The 17051-nt window shown below is 70.4% G+C and carries 15 protein-coding genes and 1 tRNA gene; 8 read left to right on the forward strand and 8 right to left on the reverse strand.

Translation table 11 applies throughout. The features are described 5' to 3' along the window. Positions 1-45: 45 nt before the first annotated feature. The 3 genes from AB0N78_RS14325 (at position 46) to AB0N78_RS14335 (ending at position 3290) form a co-directional block, all read left to right on the forward strand. Positions 46-699: an FCD domain-containing protein gene (locus tag AB0N78_RS14325; protein ID WP_363391616.1), complete on the forward strand. Its 654-nt coding sequence runs from the start codon at positions 46-48 to the stop codon at positions 697-699. Positions 700-741: 42 nt separating this feature from the next. Next, positions 742-814: transfer RNA gene (locus tag AB0N78_RS14330), tRNA-Arg, on the forward strand. 94 nt (positions 815-908) lie between these two features. Beyond that, the gene (locus AB0N78_RS14335) at positions 909-3290 is read left to right on the forward strand and encodes an HAD-IC family P-type ATPase (RefSeq protein WP_363391618.1); all 2382 of its coding nucleotides are present in this window, start codon (positions 909-911) and stop codon (positions 3288-3290) included. Here AB0N78_RS14335 and AB0N78_RS14340 read toward each other — a convergent pair. Continuing rightward, positions 3254-3886 (reverse strand): sugar O-acetyltransferase, encoded by a 633-nt coding sequence (locus AB0N78_RS14340; RefSeq protein WP_363391621.1) that lies wholly within the window; start codon positions 3884-3886, stop codon positions 3254-3256. The genes AB0N78_RS14335 and AB0N78_RS14340 overlap by 37 nt on opposite strands. A 50-nt stretch (positions 3887-3936) precedes the next feature. After that, positions 3937-5148 carry an MFS transporter gene (locus AB0N78_RS14345; protein WP_363391624.1) on the reverse strand — a complete coding sequence of 404 codons (1212 nt, stop codon included), beginning with the start codon at positions 5146-5148 and terminating at the stop codon, positions 3937-3939. Between the two features lie 112 nt (positions 5149-5260). Here AB0N78_RS14345 and AB0N78_RS14350 point away from each other — a divergent pair, with 112 nt between their 5' ends. Genes AB0N78_RS14350 through AB0N78_RS14360 form a run of 3 tightly spaced genes read left to right on the forward strand, consistent with a single transcriptional unit; the run spans position 5261 to position 6663 of the window. Next, the gene (locus AB0N78_RS14350) at positions 5261-5848 is read left to right on the forward strand and encodes a sugar O-acetyltransferase (RefSeq protein ID WP_363391627.1); all 588 of its coding nucleotides are present in this window, start codon (positions 5261-5263) and stop codon (positions 5846-5848) included. Between the two features lie 3 nt (positions 5849-5851). Continuing rightward, on the forward strand, positions 5852-6430 hold the full coding sequence (locus tag AB0N78_RS14355; RefSeq protein ID WP_363391629.1) for a TetR family transcriptional regulator: 579 nt from the start codon (positions 5852-5854) through the stop codon (positions 6428-6430). 38 nt (positions 6431-6468) lie between these two features. After that, entirely contained in the window at positions 6469-6663 is a 195-nt protein-coding gene (locus tag AB0N78_RS14360; protein WP_363391632.1) for a hypothetical protein, read from the forward strand. 50 nt (positions 6664-6713) lie between these two features. On the opposite strand, the gene AB0N78_RS14365 is transcribed toward AB0N78_RS14360, so the two are convergent. The 6 genes from AB0N78_RS14365 to AB0N78_RS14390 all read right to left on the reverse strand — a co-directional run bounded on the left by AB0N78_RS14365 (position 6714) and on the right by AB0N78_RS14390 (position 14878). Continuing rightward, positions 6714-7568 carry an HAD hydrolase family protein gene (locus tag AB0N78_RS14365; RefSeq protein ID WP_363391635.1) on the reverse strand — a complete coding sequence of 285 codons (855 nt, stop codon included), beginning with the start codon at positions 7566-7568 and terminating at the stop codon, positions 6714-6716. Between the two features lie 34 nt (positions 7569-7602). Next, positions 7603-9306, reverse strand: coding sequence for a family 43 glycosylhydrolase (locus AB0N78_RS14370; protein ID WP_363391638.1), 1704 nt, complete (start codon positions 9304-9306; stop codon positions 7603-7605). Further along, complete coding sequence (locus tag AB0N78_RS14375) at positions 9303-11705, reverse strand: glycoside hydrolase family 3 N-terminal domain-containing protein (RefSeq protein ID WP_363391641.1); 2403 nt, start codon at positions 11703-11705, stop codon at positions 9303-9305. The genes AB0N78_RS14370 and AB0N78_RS14375 overlap by 4 nt, the downstream gene beginning before the upstream one ends. A gap of 3 nt (positions 11706-11708) precedes the next feature. Then, positions 11709-12560 (reverse strand): carbohydrate ABC transporter permease, encoded by an 852-nt coding sequence (locus tag AB0N78_RS14380; protein WP_363391698.1) that lies wholly within the window; start codon positions 12558-12560, stop codon positions 11709-11711. Positions 12561-12574: 14 nt separating this feature from the next. Then, complete coding sequence (locus AB0N78_RS14385; RefSeq protein WP_363391701.1) at positions 12575-13513, reverse strand: sugar ABC transporter permease; 939 nt, start codon at positions 13511-13513, stop codon at positions 12575-12577. 69 nt (positions 13514-13582) lie between these two features. Further along, on the reverse strand, positions 13583-14878 hold the full coding sequence (locus AB0N78_RS14390) for an extracellular solute-binding protein (RefSeq protein ID WP_363391644.1): 1296 nt from the start codon (positions 14876-14878) through the stop codon (positions 13583-13585). Positions 14879-15062: 184 nt separating this feature from the next. Between AB0N78_RS14390 and AB0N78_RS14395 the strand changes: the two genes are divergently transcribed. Continuing rightward, entirely contained in the window at positions 15063-16052 is a 990-nt protein-coding gene (locus AB0N78_RS14395; RefSeq protein ID WP_363391647.1) for a LacI family DNA-binding transcriptional regulator, read from the forward strand. A 70-nt stretch (positions 16053-16122) separates the two neighbouring features. Beyond that, positions 16123-16872, forward strand: coding sequence for an ABC transporter permease (locus tag AB0N78_RS14400; RefSeq protein WP_363391650.1), 750 nt, complete (start codon positions 16123-16125; stop codon positions 16870-16872). Positions 16873-17051 lie beyond the last annotated feature (179 nt).

Consider the following 17051-nt stretch of genomic DNA (forward strand, 5'->3'; position numbering starts at 1 on the left):
TCGTCGTGTTGAATCGCCGCACACCTGACCTGGGAGAGTACCCGCATGACGCGACGCACCGGCCTGATCGATTCGACGGTGTCCCAGCTCCGGGAGCGGATCTCCACCGGCGAATGGCCGGTCGGGACCCGGATCCCCGCCGAGCCCGCCCTGGTCGAGCTGCTCGGTGTGGGACGCAACACCGTGCGCGAGGCGGTGCAGTCCCTAGTGCACTCCGGACTGGTCGAGCGGCGGCAGGGGTCGGGCACCTACGTGCTCAGCGCCTCGGAGCTGTCGGTCACGTTCAGCCGGCAGATCGCCGACGCCCGGCAGCGGGATGTGGTCGAGGTACGGCGCTCGTTGGAGGTTGAGGCGGCCCGGTTGGCTGCCCGTCGGCGCACCACCTCGGATGTCGCGTCGATCACGGCACTGCGCGATGCCCGCGCCGAGGCCTACGCCGCCCATGCTCTGGATCGGATGGTCGCGGCGGACCTGGCCCTGCATCGCGCCATCGCCCGTGCGGCCCGCAACCCGGTGCTGCTGTCCCTCTACGAGAGCCTGATCGACGCGATCACGGAGAACATCCGGTTCAACTTCGCCCAGGTGCTCCAGGACGGGGACAACCACGACGGGTTGGTCGACGCCATCGTCCGTGGTGATGCCGCCGCGGCCGTGCAGGAGACCGCGGACTACCTGTCGGGGCTGCTCGGCGAGGAGTGACACGGCCACCCCTGCCGGGCTGGTAATGTCATGCCTCGTTCCGCCCTCGTAGCTCAGTGGATAGAGCGTCTGCCTCCGGAGCAGAAGGTCGTAGGTTCGAATCCTATCGAGGGCACAGCTGAGGCCCGGTTCCCGATCAGGGAGCCGGGCCTTCGTCATTCCTGGCCTCGGTCGCTGAGCTGACACCCCGGCGGCTCTACCCTGATCCGGTGGAGCCGTTGACCAGTGCGCAGGTGGCCGAGCGGGTTCGTCGTGGCGAGGTGAACCGGGTCGAACGGGTCACCAGCCGCTCCGCCCGGGACATCGTGGTCGCCAATGTCTTTACCCGGGTCAACGCGATCTACTTCGTGCTGTTCTGCGTGGTGGCGTCGACCGGGCACTGGTTCGACGGGTTGTTCGGGCTGCTGATCGTGGTGAACAGCGCGGTGGGCATGGTGCAGGAGATCCGGGCCAAGCGGACCCTCGACCGGCTGGCGATCCTGAACGCCACCACGGTGACCGTGATCCGGGCGGAGGGCACCGCACAGGTGGACCCGGCGCAGATCGTGGTCGACGACGTCGTGGAGGTCGTTGCCGGGGATCAGGTGCCGGTGGACGGGACGCTGCTGACCAGCACCGGGCTGGAGGTGGACGAGTCGCTGCTGACCGGCGAGTCCGAGGCTTTGGCACCCGCGCCGGGGGCACCGTTGCTGTCCGGCAGTGTGGTGGTGGCCGGGTCCGGACGGTTGCGCGCCACCGGGGTCGGTGAGCAGGCCTATGCGGCACAGCTGGCCCGGGAAGCCGCCGCCTACACCACACCGTCCTCCGGTCTGCGGGCGGGGATCGACACGATTCTGCGCTACCTCACCTGGGTGCTGATCCCGGTGGGCGCGCTGATGATTTGGAATCAGCTGACCCGGACCGACCTCCCGCTCAGCGACGCACTGCGCGGGATGGTCGCTGCCTTGGTGCCGATGGTGCCCGAGGGACTGGTGCTGATGACCAGTGTGGCGATGGCGGTCGGGGTGATCCGGCTCGGTCAGCGCCAGTGTCTGGTGCAGGACCTCCCGGCGATGGAGGCCCTGGCCCGGGTGGATGTGGTCTGCTTCGACAAGACCGGCACGCTCACCGAGGACGGGATGCGGATCCGGGAGCTGGTGCTGCTGACCGGTGACGAGGCGAATGCGCTCGATGCCTTGGCGCTGATCGGGGCGGGCGAGGACCGACCGAACGCGAGCATGCGGGCGATCCTGGAGGCCACCGAGCCGAGCACGACGTCCGCGGTGGCCCGGGTGCCGTTCTCCTCCGCCAGGCGGTGGGCCGCCGCGCAGTCCGCGGAAACCACCTGGCTGGTGGGCGCCCCCGATGTCCTGCTGCCCGACCACCCGGCCCTGGACCGCGCCGCCGAGGAGTCCGGACAGGGACGGCGGGTGCTCGCCCTGGCCCGCACGGCTCGACCGCTGGACGGCATGGCCCTGCCCGACGAGCTCACCGCGGTGGCGCTGGTGGTGCTGGACCAGCGGGTGCGTCCGGAGGCGGCGGACACCCTGAGCTTCTTCCACGAGCAGGGCGTCACGCTCAAGGTGATCTCCGGGGATGCCCCGGTGGCGGTGGGCGCGGTGGCCACCCAGGTCGGGCTGCCGCATGCGGAGGCCACCGTCGACGGCCGGGATCTGCCGCAGGACGCCACGGAGCTGGGCGCGGTCGCCGACTCCGCCAGCGTGTTCGGGCGGGTGCGACCGGATCAGAAGCGGGAACTGGTCCGCGCACTGACCGCCCAGGGACGCACCGTCGCGATGACCGGCGACGGGGTCAACGACGTGCTGGCGATGAAGGAGGCAGACGTCGGTGTGGCGATGGGCAGCGGCAGCCCCGCCGCCCGCGCGGTGGCCCGGCTGGTGCTGCTGGACTCCTCCTTCGCGACGCTGCCGCATGTGGTGGCGGAGGGCCGTCGGGTGGTGGCCAACATCGAGCGGGTGGCCACCCTGTTCCTGTCCAAGACGGTCTACTCGGTGCTGCTCGCGCTGGTGGTGGCCGTGACCGCGCTGCCGTTCCCGCTGCTCCCCCGACACATCACGCTGATCGCCTGGTTCACCATCGGCATCCCGGCGGCGGTGCTCGCGTTGGCACCCAACCGCGAACCCGCCCGGGACGGATTCGTCGGTCGGGTGCTGACCGCGGCGATCCCGGGCGGCGTGGCGGTGGCCGTGTCGGCTTACGGGGCGTATGCCGGGGCACGGTCGATGATCGGCACCGGGTCGTCCTTCACCGTGCGGACGTCCACCGCCGCGTTCCTCGCGCTGGTGGTGGTGGCCTTCGACATCCTGATCGACGTGGCCCGGCCGTTGCAGGCATGGAAGGTCGCCCTGCTGGTGGCGATGATCGGCGCGATGACGGCGGTGGTGGCGATCCCGCTCGGGCAGCGACTGTTCCAGCTGGACCCCACCGACGGCCGGGTGCTGGCGATCGCCGGGGTGGCGGCCGCGGTGGGGCTGGTGCTGCGTCGACTGCTGCGGGTGGCGGTGCGTGCCGTGGTGGACCGACGGGGTGGCACCGTGGTGGGTCGTCGGGGTGGTCAGGCTGGGTCGCCGAGCGTCCGGGGTGCCCGGTAGGCGAACTCGCGGTCCGCGTCGGTGAGGGTGCGCAGGATCCGGGCGGGCACCCCACCGACCACCACCATCGGCGGCACATGGGCGGTGACCACGGCACCCGCGGCGATCACCGAGCCGCGACCGATGGTGACGCCGGGCAGGATCGAGACATTGCCGCCGACCCATACGTCGTCCTCGATCACCACCGGGGCGGAGAACTGCTCGCCCTGGCTGCGGGTGTCCGGATGCAGCGGATGCCCCGCGGTGGCGATGGTGACATGGGGACCGAACATCACCCGATCACCGATCCGGACCTCGCCGTCGTCGATGATGGTCAACCCGGTGTTGGCGTAGATACCGGTGCCGAGGTGGGTGTGCGCGCCATAGGCGACGTAGAGCGGAGGTTCCACCCACACCGCTGCCCCCATGCTGCCGAAGATCTCCCGTAGCGCACGGTCCCGCCCCTCGACGTCGCGGGGTTCGAGCTGGTTGAAGGCCCAGGCCAGTTCTTTGCCCCGCACCCGCGACTCCTCCAGGTCCTCCAGCCCGGGGCCGACGTCCTTGTACAGCTCCTGCGCGTCCATCCGACGACGCACCTCGCGCTCGCGCTGGTCCATGGGGTTCTCCTCTGTGGTGGCAGCGACCCGAGTGGTCGCGTGACGGTGGGTCAATCGACCGGGGTGAGAGCAGTGACGGGGCGGGCGGCCGGGGTGGTCCGCGGGCGGGCGAATCCCGCGAGCGCCAGTCCGGCCAGACAGCACAGGGCGGTGGTCAGCAGCGCGCGGTCGATGCCGATCTCGTCGGCGATCCAGCCGATCACCGCGGGTCCGGCGAGCATCCCGGCGTAGCCGGTGCCGACCACCCGGGAGAGCACCACGCCGCGGCGGGCCACCGACAGCGCACCGGCGGCGGTGAAGATCTGCGGCACGATCCCGGAGATGCCCAGTCCGAAGACCAGCCAGCCCAGCAGGGTGATCGGGTACGCCGGTGCGAGGACCACCACCAGGATGCCGACCGTGGCGATGGCCGAGCCGGTGCGGACGACTGCGACCGGTCCGACCCGGGCCACCAGCCGGTCCACGATGAGACGCCCGAGGGTCATCGCCGCCGCGAAGGTGCCGTAGGCGAGGGAGGCAGCGGACTGGCTCTGTCCCAGGTGCTCTACGGCGTGCACCGCGCTCCAGTCGGCGGCGGTGCCCTCGGCCAGATTGAGCAAGAAGGCCAGCCCGGCCAGCGCCACGGCGGGTCCGAGGATGGACGGTTCGGTCACCGGCGCAGCGGACGCCGGTGCCACCCCCGGGTCCGGTGACGGGGCACCGTCCGGTCGGATCAGACCGGGAACACTCAGACCACCGATCACCGCGACTGCCACCGAGGCGGTGCCGAGCGCCGCCCAGAGCGGGACCCCGGTGCTGTGGAACAGCGCCCCCAGCCCGGCACCGACGGCCCCTGCAATGGAGAAGAAGCCGTGGAAGGCGGACATGATCGGGCGGCCGTAGGCGTCCTGGATCGTGACCGCCTGGTCGTTGGCCGCCACCGTGATCGCCCCGGTGCCGAGCCCGAGCAGGGGCAGTGTCACCGCCAGGTGCCATCCGGTGGTCGCGTGGGCGGGCAGATTCACCGTCACTGCGATCACGATCGCCGCGAGTCCAGCCGCGCGGCGTGACCCGTGACGGTCGCTGATCCAGCCGGCCAGCTGCATGCCGATCACCGACCCGGCTCCGAGCAGCAGGAGCATCAGACCGAGGGTCGAGTTCGAGACGCCGGTCCGCTCGCGCACCGCCGGGATGTTCACCACCCAGAGCGCCATCGCCAGCCCGGTCAGCACGAACAACCCGGTGGTCGCCATCCGGCGGCGTCGCCACACTGGATCAGCCATGTGTACGACCGTACACTCAATCCCGAACCCTCGGTAGCTTTCTCCGCTGCACAGGCTCGCGCCGCCCGGGATGCCAGGTTCTCGAAGGGCGATGATGTGTACGCTCGTTCCTATGGCCATCGACTACTTCGCCGGAGACCCACGCACCAACCGGGAGCGGATGCTCGCCGGGGACCTGTACATCGCCGACGACCCGGACAGCCAGGAGATCTCCCGCCGGGCGCTGCGCCTGCTGGAGGAGTACCGGGTCCAGTTCATCGCCGCCGACTACGAGCGCGCCGTGGCGACACTGCGCGAGGTGGTCGGGACCCTCGGCGAGGACGCCTGGATCAAGCCGCCGCTGTCAGTGGACTACGGGGAGAACCTGCACATCGGTGCCCGGACCTTCGCCAACTACAACCTGACCGCGCTGGACGTCGCCACCATCACCATCGGCGAGGACTGCCAGATCGGCCCGAACGTCCAGCTGCTCACCCCCACCCACCCGGTGGACCCCCAGCCTCGCCGCGACAAGCTCGAAGCCGCCCAACCCATCGTGATCGGGGACAACGTGTGGCTCGGCGGCGGAGTGATCGTCTGCCCCGGCGTCACCATCGGGGAGAACTCGGTGATCGGCGCCGGATCGGTGGTCACCACAGACATCCCGGCCAATGTCGTCGCCGTCGGCAACCCCGCCCGGGTGATCCGCGAGATCATCTGAGCCATGTCTGACGCCCCCGCCCCCACCCACCCCCGTCCGCGCCGACACGACCCCGGACGCCGCGACCGGATCGTGGACGTGTGCATCGAGGTGATCGCCGCACATGGGGTGGAGGGGGTGTCGCTGCGCCGGGTGGCGGAAGCGGCGGATGTGCCGCTGGGCTCGATGACGTACCACTTCTCCGGGCGGGATGAGCTGCTGCGCGTGGCCTTCACCCGGTTCGCCGAGTCGGTCAGCGACCGGTGGACCTCCCGGATCGCCGCGCTACCCACCGATGACCGGGAAGCCGCCATCCAGGCGGTGGTCGACCTGATCACGCAGGACGTGTTCCCGGACACCGACGAGCTGGTGCTCACCCACGAGCTGTACACCCTGGCCGCCCGGGACCCGCGGTACCGCGAGCTGACCAACGCGTGGATGCGACGCAGCAGACAGGCGCTGGAACGCAGCTTCGACCCGGCCACCGCGCGCATCCTGGACGCGCTGATCGAGGGGCTGTCCATCCACCGGGCACTGGACACCGAACCCCCGGTGGACGCGGATGTCGAGCTGGCGGTGCGCCGGGTGACCCGCGCCGACTGACCTACCCTGGTCGGGTTACGCGATGAAGGAGAACTGACATGGGCGTGATCGGCGAGGCCGAGGACGGCACCACCCGGGCGCTGCTGAGCGTCTTCGGCCCGGCACAGATCGGCGACCCCCTGGCCCCGGACCGCGACGTGTCCGACGAGGACCGCGAGCGCGATCAGGCGTTGCAGGACGGATTCGTGCGGGTGGTCGGCCCGGACGGCCGGTCGTACCTGGTGGCCCGCTGAGCGCGCCGGTGCGGCAGGCCGAATCCGGGCAGGGCTGAATCCCGGCGGGACTAGATCCCGTCGATCAGGCCCAGCTCGATGAAGGCCGTGACCAGCCCCTCCGCCCGGGGCGGCGGCGCGGTGCGGTCGGCGACCGCGATCACCGCGGGGTCACCGTCCTCGATGGCCACACCGATACCGGCGAACTCGAGCATCTCCAGGTCGTTCAGTCCGTCGCCGAAGGCGATGGTGTGCTCACGCGGGACACCCAGGTGGGCGATGACATCCCGGATGCCGATGGACTTGTCCACCGCCGCCACGTAGATCTCCCCCGCGCGGTCACCCAACCCCGGAATGGAGCTGGGCAGCGCGGTGATCTGCGGACCCATCTCCGCCGCGAGCTGATCCACCGGGACCAGGGAGTCGAAGCAGGTGATCTTCGCGAAGCTCGCGGTCGCCAGGTCGACGTCCGGGGTGAGGCCGTCCAGGATGTCGATCGGCCCCTCGTGGCGGGGCTCGTCGGGGTCAGCGCGCAGCCGGGCCTCCCAGGCGACGCGCAACCGCTCGCGGACATCCGGCGGGCCGTAGAGCGCGTCCGGAGCCTCCAGCACGTAGGCGCACTGGTGCCGGGTGAGCACCTCGATCGCACGGGCGGCGATCTCCGCCGGGAACCGTCGGTCGGCCAGCAGCTCGCCGTCGACCTCCACATAGCCCCCGGCGCTGGCGACGATGCCGTCGAAACCGGCCTCGACGATGCGCTCGGGCAGCATCGACTTGGGTCGACCGGTGCACAACAGCACCCGGTGTCCGGCAGCACGCGCGGCACGGACCGCGGCGACATGACCCGGGGGCACGTCACCGTGGTCGGCAAAGGTGCCGTCCACGTCCAGGAAGATGATCCGGCGGAGGTCAGGGTTCCCAGTCATCGAGGCCGACCCTATCGTGCCGCCTCACCAATCCCTACCGGGTGGTCGTCAGTGCGCGGTAGGTCGTGCGCGCACGGACCCGGCCGGTGGCGGGGCGGCCGGCGCTGGTGGCGTACGGGCCGAGCCAGAGCCCGAGGAACCCACCGGCGCTGACGGAGTCCAGACTGCGGCCATCGGCAGTGGCCACCGGGGACAGGCGCGCGGGGTCGGGTCCGGCCAGGAGGGTGTAATCCTGGCCGGTGGCGCGCAGAGCGACGGTGACGCTGGGGTTGGCGGTTGGGGCGGGACGTGGACTGGGGCCGTGGCCGTAGCCGGAGTCTGGCTTGTTCGTCGGGGCAGGCACAGGCAGCCCGCGGTGCCCGAGCTCGACCAGCGGGAGGCGGCCGAGCGGGATGGCCGTTCCGTGCCGGGTCAGGTCGGTGCGAGCCTCGACACCGTCGGTGAGCAGGGTCAGGTGGTCGGACTCGGACTGGCGCACGGCCAGGCCCGCCCACTCCCCCGCGGCCAGCTCGCTGAGGTCGAGGGTGACGACCAGCTCGCAGTCGATGTGCTGCTGGCGCAGGCCGAGGAAGCTGCTGGGCGCGGTGTCGGCCAGAGTCGTAGGCCGGACCGGGAGCAGCCAGCCGTCGGGCTCCGGGGTCGCCAGGTCGCTCGGGAGATGGCGCGGCGCGCACCACGCGGGGTCGCTGGGCGGGATCGCAGGCGTGGACCGGGGCGACGTGACCGCCGGGGTCGGGCTGGTCGCTGGCACCGGCCCGGTGGGCGTCACCGCGGTGGGCGTCGCCGTGGTGGTCGGCAGGTCGGGCGACTCGATGTCGATGCCGAGCGCTGAGGCGAAGGGCACCTCCACCTCCCGCGGGACCCGGCCCTCGCCCGGTGAGAACACCGGCCAGCCGTCCTCCCACACCACCGGGACTAGGAACGTCTCCCGACCGAGGTTGTGATGGAAGCCGCCGTACGGGCGCACGCCGAGCAGCAGCGCCCACCAGGAATCGTCCGGTGCCTGGACCAGATCGGCGTGCCCGACGGCGGCGATGTCGGCGGCGGCACCGAGGTGGCGGTGGGTGAGCACCGGGTTGGCAGGGGTGCCGACATAGGGGCCGATGACCTGCTCAGCGCGGGCGACGACCACCGCATGATGACGCTCGGTGCCGCCCTCGGCAGTGAGCAGGTAGTAGTGGCCGTCGACCCGGTACAGGTGTGGACCCTCGGACCAGACGGCGTCCCGGACCGCGCCGGACCAGAGGACGTGCTCGGGGCCGACCAGCGCGCCGTCAACCAGTTCGCGCAGCCAGATCTCGGTGTGACCGGGCCACTGCGGGTCGGCGGCAGGTCGGGTGGCGTGGAACCAGACCCGACCGTCCTCGTCGAAGAACAGCGACGGGTCGATGCCCTCGCCGGTGAGCCAGGTCGGCGCGGACCACGGACCGGCGGCGTCCTCGGCGGTGAGCAGCAGGTGCCCGCCGCCACCGACCAGGGTGCAGACCAGCCAGAACCGACCGTCGTGATGGCGCAGCGTCGGGGCGAACAGGCCCTGCGACGACGATAGTCCGGACAGGTCAAGTTGGTCGGTGACGGCGTGGCCGACCGGTTCCCAGTGCACCAGGTCCCGGCTGCGGTGGATCGGCAGGCCGGGTAGGTACTCGAAGGTCGAGTTGACCAGGTAGAACCACTCCCCGACCCGGCACACGCTCGGGTCGGGGAAGCACCCGGACAGCACCGGGTTGGTGGCTCTCATGCGCGGGCCGGCACCGACACCCGGGTGACCTCGACTAGACGGGAGTCGGCGGCGGTGACCGGATGGACCTCGCCGGTGACCCGCAGCCGGGCACGGTCAGTGGCGGTGCCCGGGACCACCCGAACGACGCTGGCGCGCTGGTTGGTGATGGTGCCGCTGGTGGTGTCCCGGGCGGCATCGGTGCCCCCGCCGGAGGCAGCGGCGTGGTCCCCGACCCAGATGTCGACGTCGCCAGGCTCGACAATCCGGGTCATGCTCCGGTCGCTGAAGGCCAGCCGCTCGGTCGGCACCTCGAACCGCAGACGTGTCGACTCCCCCGGCTCCAACGCCACCCGCTGGTAGCCGAGCAGCTGCGCCACCGGGCGGACCACCGTGGCGTGCAGATCCTGCCCGTAGAGCTGGACCACGTCCTGGCCCGGACGGTCGCCGGTGTTGGTGACCGTGACCTCGGCGGTGAAGCTCCCCCCGGCGGCGACGGCGGCATCCACCACCAGGTCACTGTGCGTGAAGGAGGTGTAGGTCAGTCCGAAGCCGAAAGGCCGCACCGGGGTCGAGTCCGTCGACGTGACATCCGAGGGTCCGCCGAGCACCGGGTGCAGGTAGCTATACGGCTGCGCACCGGCGGAGCGCGGCAGACTGATCGGCAGCCGCCCGGAGGGGTTCACCGTGCCGGTGAGGATGTCCGCGAGCGCCAGACCACCGCCCTCGCCGGGGAAGAACGCCTGGAGCACGGCAGCGGGCCGGGCATCGCCGTCCAGCGCCCAGTCCAGCACGTAGGGGCGTCCGGTGAGCAGGACCAACACCACCGGAGTGCCGGTCGCCACCAGCGCTTCGACCAGCTGACGCTGCACACCGGGCAGCTCCAGGGACTCGACGTCATTGCCCTCGCCTACAGTGCCACGACCGAAGAGCCCGGCCTGGTCACCGACGACCACCACCGCCACCTCCGCATCCCGGGTGGCGGCCAGCGCGTCGTCGAAGCCGGAGGTGTCCGCACCCTCGACCGCGCAGCCCGGCACCACGGTCAGGTCCAGTCCGGCCGAGCGCAGGGCATCGACCACGGTCGGCACCTCGAAGCCCAACGGGACGCCTGGGTATTGCGGCAGCACGTGGTTGGCGAAGGCATAGCAGCCCATCAGGGCATCGGCACGGTCAGCATTCGGACCGATCACGGCGACCCGGCGGGCGGCCAGTGGCAGCACGCCGTCATTGCTGAGCAGCACCACCGACTCCTCGGCCAACCGGCGGGCCAGCGCGCGGTGACGGTCGTCGTCCAGGTCGATGCTGGTGGGCGGGTCGTCGGTGTAGGCCTCGGGGTCGAGCAGCCCCAGCTCCTCCTTCTGGGCCAACACCCGGAGCACCGCCCGGTCGACGATGGCCTCATCCGTCAGCCCGGCGCGGATTCGCTCGGCCAACGGAGCCAGATAGGCGTCACCGGTAGGCAGCTCGACGTCGATCCCGGCGGTCAGCGCCAGCTCGGCGGCCTCACCGCGGTCAGCGGCCACCCGGTGCATCACCTCCAGGAAGGCCACCGCGAAGTAGTCGGCGACCACCACACCGTCGAATCCCCACTTCTCGCGCAGTACGCCGGTCAGGTACTCCGGCGAGGCGGCCATCGGCACCCCGTCCAGGTCGACGTAGGCATTCATCACCGAGCGCGCGCCGCCGTCGCGGACCGCCATCTCGAACGGCGGCAGCAGCACATCGGCGACCTCACGCGGGCCGATGCTGACCGGGGCATGGTTGCGACCGGCATGGGAGTAGGAGTACCCGACAAAGTGCTTGAGCGTGGCATGCACCCCGGCGTCCTGGATGCCGCGCACATAGGCGGTGCCCACGGTGCCGACCAGGTAGGGGTCCTCGGCGATGCACTCGTCAACCCGCCCCCAGCGCGGGTCGCGAATCACATCGAGCACCGGGGACAACCCCTGGTGGACGCCGAGCGCACGCATGGAGTCGCCGATGGCCCGACCGGCCTGCTCCACCAGCTCCGGGTCGAAGCTCGCGCCCCAGGCCAACGGGGTCGGGTAGGTCGCGGCCTGCCAGGCGGCCAACCCGGTCAGGCACTCCTCATGCACCAACGCCGGGATGCCCAGTCGGGTCTCGGCCTTGAGCCGACGCTGTTCGGCCCACAGCCACGCGGCACGCTCCACCGGGTCGACCGGACGGGTGCCGTAGACCCGGGTGTAGTGGCCGATGCCATGCGCGGTGATGTCGGTGAGCTCGGAGGACGCCTGCTGGCCCGCCGCCATCTCCGACTGCATCGGCGCAACGGTGCCGTTCTGGTCGATCCAGTAGCCGACGATCTGCGCGAGCTTCTCCTCCAGGGTCATCCGGGCGAGCAGGTCGCGGACGCGGGCGGAGACAACAGGCAATGCCGTCACGGTGTTCTCTTTCATGGGTCAGCCCTTCACAGCGCCGGTCAGACCGCCGACGATCCGGCGTTCGAACAGCGAGAAGAAGATCAGTGCGGGGATCATCGACAGCGAGGTGAAGGCCAGCACCCGGGCGGTGTCCACCGAGTACTCCGAGGCGAAGGCCTGCACACCGAGCGGCAGAGTGAAGGTGGCCGAGTCGTTGAGGATGAACAGCGGCAGCATGTAACTGTTCCAGCTGGCGACAAAGGCCAGGATGCCGACGGTCACCACACCGGGCACCGACAGCGGCAGCACCATCCGGAAGAAGAACCCGAGTCGGCTCGCACCGTCGATGGCGGCGGCCTCCTCCAACTCCTTGGGGATGGCCGCCAGGAACGGCACCAGGATGATCACGGCCTGTGGCAACGCGAAGGCGATCTGCGGCAGGACGATCCCGGCCAGCGAGTTCATCAGGCCCAGGTTCTTGATCAGGATGTACAGCGGGGTGATCGCCACCGTCATCGGGAACATCAGCCCGGCGGCGAACAGCGCGTACATCGCCCCGCGCCCAGCGAACTTGTACCGCGCCAGCACAAAGCTGACCATCAGGGCCAGCACCACCACGCCCAGGGTGGTGCCCACCCCGGCGATGGTCGAGTTACCGACCTGCTGCCAGAACCCGGAGGACGACAGCACCTCTGCGAAGTTGCTCAGCTGCCAGGTCGACGGCAGCCCGGAGGGGTCGGTGGTGATCTCCGCATTGGTCCGGAACCCGCCCAGGATGATGTAGACCACCGGGGCGATGCACAGGCCGACGAACAGCCACGCCACCACGTAGACCATCGGGTTGACCCGGCTGACCGGTCCGCGGACCCGGGTGCGCGGGCGCGCGTTCATGGTGATCGCCGCCATCACTTCTTCCCCTCGGTGATCGCGCCCTCGGTGTCCCGACGGAGCACGTAGCGCTGGTAGGTCAGCGCGATGACCAGGCTGATCAGGAACAGCACGACCGCGACCGCGTTGCCGTAGCCGTAGTTCCCGGAGTTACGGCCGTTGGTGACCATGTAGGTCGCCATCGTCGAGGTGCCCGCGGTCGACGCCACGTACTGGCCCCAGATGATGTAGACCAGATCGAAGAGCTGCAGCGAGCCGATGATCGACAGGAACGCCCAGATCCGCACCGTCGGGCCGAGCAACGGCAGGGTGATCCGGCGCTGGGTCTGCCAGTAGGACGCCCCGTCGATGGCCGCGGCCTCGGACAGCTCCTCCGGGATCGACTGGAGTCCGGCCAAGAACAGGATCACCGCGAAGCCGATGTACTTCCAGCTGATGATCAGCATCAACGACCAGATGGCGATGGACGGGTTGGACAGCCAGTCGGTGGTCCAGGACTCCAGACCGATCTTGGTCAGCAGGTCGTTCACGGCGCCGTTGGTCTGGAGCATCAGACTCCACCCGGTCCCGACGATGACCTCCGAGACCACATACGGCACGAAGATCAGCACCCGGACCAGACTCCGACCGCGCAGCCGCTGATTGAGCAGCAGGGCCAGCAGCACCGCCGCCGGACCTTGCAGGATCAACGACATCACCACGATGAAGCCGTTGTGCTTCAGCGCGTCATGGAAGGTCGGGTCCTTCAGGATCGTCAGGTAGTTCTTCAACCCGACGAAGTCGGTCGGAACGCCGTAGCCCTTCCAGCTGAAGAAGCCGTAGTACGCCGCCATGATCACCGGGAAGATGACGAAGGCGACGAACACGATGATCGCCGGACCGGACAGCAGCGTGATCTCGGCGCGCTTGCGCCAGTCGGCGGGCGGCCGACGCCGGGCCGCCCGGGCCGGGGTCATGTCGACCCCGGCCCGGGGAGCCTCAGCGGCGGTCATCACGGAGGAGGACCTGTCGCTCATCGGGTCTGGTCACTCCTTGGCGGCGGCGGCGCTGACAGCGTCGACGATGCCCTGGGCGTCACCCTTGCCGGCGAGCATGTCGACCACGCCGGTGTTCAGTGCGTTGCCGACGTTCTGGCCGTACAGGGTGTCGAGCCAGACCTGGACGTAGGGCGCGTCGTTGTAGGCGGCGAGCACGTCCTGCAGCGCCGGGGTGGTGACCACGCCCTGCGCCTCCTTGTTCGCCGGGAGGGTCTGGAAGGCCTCGGCGTACGCCTCCTGGCCCTCCTTGCTGAGCACGAAGTTCAGGAAGTCCGCGCAGGCGTCCGGAGCGTTGACCGAGCAGGAGTACCCGTCGACGCCGCCCATCATCGCGCCGGCCTCACCGTCACCGCCGTCCACCGCCGGGAACGGGAACCAGCCGAGGTCAGCCAGCGGCTGCTCGTCCGGGGTGAGCGAGGCGACCACGCCGGGCTCCCAGGCGCCCATCAGCTCCATCGCCGCCTGGTGGTTGGCCAGCAGACCGGCCGACGACCCGGCACCCTGCTGCGCGGTGGTGGTCAAGAATCCGTTGTTGAACGGCTCGGTCCCGGCGAATTCCTCCAGGTCCTCCCCGGCGGCGAGCCAGCAGGGGTCGGAGAAGTCCTTGCTGCTGGCCGAATCGGTCATGGTGTCCTGGCCGCACTCGCGCAGGGCGAAGAAGTAGTACCAGTGCGCCGCCGGCCAGGCGTCCTTGGCCCCCAGAGCGATCGGGTCGATGCCCGCGTCCTTGAGCGCGGTGACCGCATCGGAGAGCTCGTCCATCGTGGTCGGAGTCTCGGTGATCCCAGCCTGGGCGAACAGGTCCTTGGAGTAGTAGATGCCACCGGGCAGCACAGCCACCGGCATGCCGTAGACCTTGCCGTCCACGGAGAAGGCGTTGAAGGCGGCGTCGCCCAGCTCGCTCTTCACGTCATCGGAGACCAGGTCAGTGAGGTCCTTGACCTGCCCGGCCTCCACCACGTCGGCGAGCTTGCCGCCACCGCGGGCCATGAAGATGTCCGGGGCGTCCCCGGAGTTGAGCGCGGTCTGGAGCTTGCCATCCATGTCCTCGTTCTGGATGGCCTGGACGTCAATGGTGACGCCGGGGTTGGCCTCCTCGAACTGGCTGACCATGTCCTCCCAGTAGGCCTTGCCGTCACCGGTGGTCGAGTTGTGCCAGAAGGTCATCGACACGTCGCCGCCGTCCTCACCGGAACCGCTGCCGGAGCCGCCACCGCAGGCGGTCAGGGCGAGCAGCCCGGTCAGGAGAGCGGCCGTGGTGGCCAACGTCTTACGTGCAGTCATCAGATCGTCCTCTTCATTGAGTGTGACCAGAGCGGATGCCGGGCCCTGTGTCGCCGCTGACCCGGGGTGCGCCGCCCACCTTGGCAGCGGCGATTCGAGCGTGTCAACCGTTATCGATAACGTTTTCGCAACCCGGTCGCCGAATGCCGCCTGGTGGCCTCGCGGGGCGTCTACGCTCCCCGGTATGACCCGTCGAGTGACGATCACGGATGTGGCACGGGCCGCCGAGGTCTCGGTGGCGACCGTGTCCAAGGTGATCAACGGCCGGTACGGGGTAGCGCAAGCCACCTCCACCCGGGTGCAACAGGTGATCGAGGAGCTGGGCTACGAATCGAGCCTGGTCGCCCGCTCACTACGCTCGCACCGCACGCATGTGATCGGGATTCTGGTAGCGGAGTTCGAACCGTTCAGCACCGAGATCCTCAAGGGTGCCGCGGCCGCGGTCTCCGACGCCGGGTACGAGCTGCTGGCCTACACCGGCGCGAGCAGCGGCAGCGGGTGGGAACGCCGCTACCTGTCCCGACTCAGCGGCACCCTGATCGACGGTGCCGTGCTGGTCACCCCCTCGGTGGTGGATGTGGAGGCGCAGATCCCGGTGGTGGCGGTGGACCCACACACCGGACCGACCGGCTTCCCCACCGTCGACTCGGACAACCTCACCGGTGCCCGGTCGGCGACCGAGCACCTGATCGGGTTGGGACACCGCAGGATCGCGTTCCTGGCCGGACGACCAGACCTGGAATCCTCCCGACTGCGTGAGTCCGGCTACCGCGAAGCCCTGATCGCCGCCGGACTCCCCGTCGACGAGGCGCTGATCCGGGTCGCCGACTACCGCTCCGAACCCGCTCGCGGCCCGATGTCCGAGCTGCTGGCGCTGCCGGACCGCCCGACCGCGGTGTTCGCGGCGAACGACATCTCGGCCATCGCAGCGATGGAGGTCGCCCAGGCGGCCGGGCTGCAGGTGCCCGAGGACCTGTCGGTGGTCGGATTCGACGATGTGCCCGAGGCCGCCGGGGCGACTCCCCCACTGACCACCGTCCGACAGCCGATCCAGCGGCTCGGGGCGGAGGCAGTGACCTTGCTGCTGGCGCTGCTGCGCGGGGAACGTCCCGCGACGACGCATGTGCGGCTGGACACGACACTGGTCCGGCGGGGGTCGACCGCCGCACGCTGACCGGGTGCGGGGCGCAGTGCCGTGCGGGCAACCCAGACCGAGGCGACGCGTCGGTCGGTACTGTGCGGGCGTGACCGGGGTTGAGGTGGTGCGGACCGCGCTGGCAGTGGCGGTGCTGCTCGGAGTGTTCCTCGCGGTCACGCGCGCAGGCCGGGTCTCCGTCGGCAGAGACACGCTGTGGGCGGTGGCCCGAGCCGCAGTGCAGCTGGCGCTGGTCGCCCTGGTGATCGCGTGGATCTTCCGGCACCCGGCCGGGATCGGGATCTATCTGCCGGTCATGGTGCTGGCGGCGGCGTTCACCGCGGCCCGTCGGATCGGACTTGGGCGCTCCCTGGTCGGATGGCTGGCCCTGACGATCAGCGCCGGTGCCGCGGTGGCCGTGACGGCAGTCCTGGCTTCCGGTGCGCTCACACTGGACGCAGCGACGGTGCTGCCCTTCACCGCCCAGATGATCGGCGGGGCGATGTCCGCCGCCGCGGTCTCCGGCGGTCGACTGCGTGAGGACGTGCGCACCCAGTGGGCCGAGGTCGAGGGCTGGATCGCGCTGGGCGCTCGACCCTGGCCGTCCGTCGCCGAGCAGGCCCGGCATGCGGTGCGCTGGGCCCTGGTGCCCGGCATCGACCAGACCCGCAGCGCCGGGTTGGTGACCCTGCCCGGTGCCTTCGTCGGACTGCTGCTCGGTGGGGCATCCCCCGCACTCGCGGCCCAGGTGCAGCTGCTGGTGCTGATCGGACTGCTCGCGGCCTCGGCGGTGTCCGGCGTGCTCACCGTGCGGGTCGTCGGCCCCCGCGTGGGTGGCCGACGACCCGCGGAGGTCTGAGCTGCTGCACCGATGCGCCAGTTCCTGAGGCGATTCAGGCGAATTGCGGCTCAGGAACTGACTCATCGACGCGGGTCGGCGCGGCGCACCCGCAGGGGCGAGATGGGCAGGCCGGGGGCGACCTTGATCAAGCTCTGGACGAGGTAGCGGCCTGACACCGGTCGGGCGGGGGTCAGTGA

Origin of the sequence: Cellulomonas sp. NPDC089187 (genome assembly GCF_040685135.1) — a bacterium.
Lineage (GTDB): Bacteria > Actinomycetota > Actinomycetes > Actinomycetales > Cellulomonadaceae > Cellulomonas.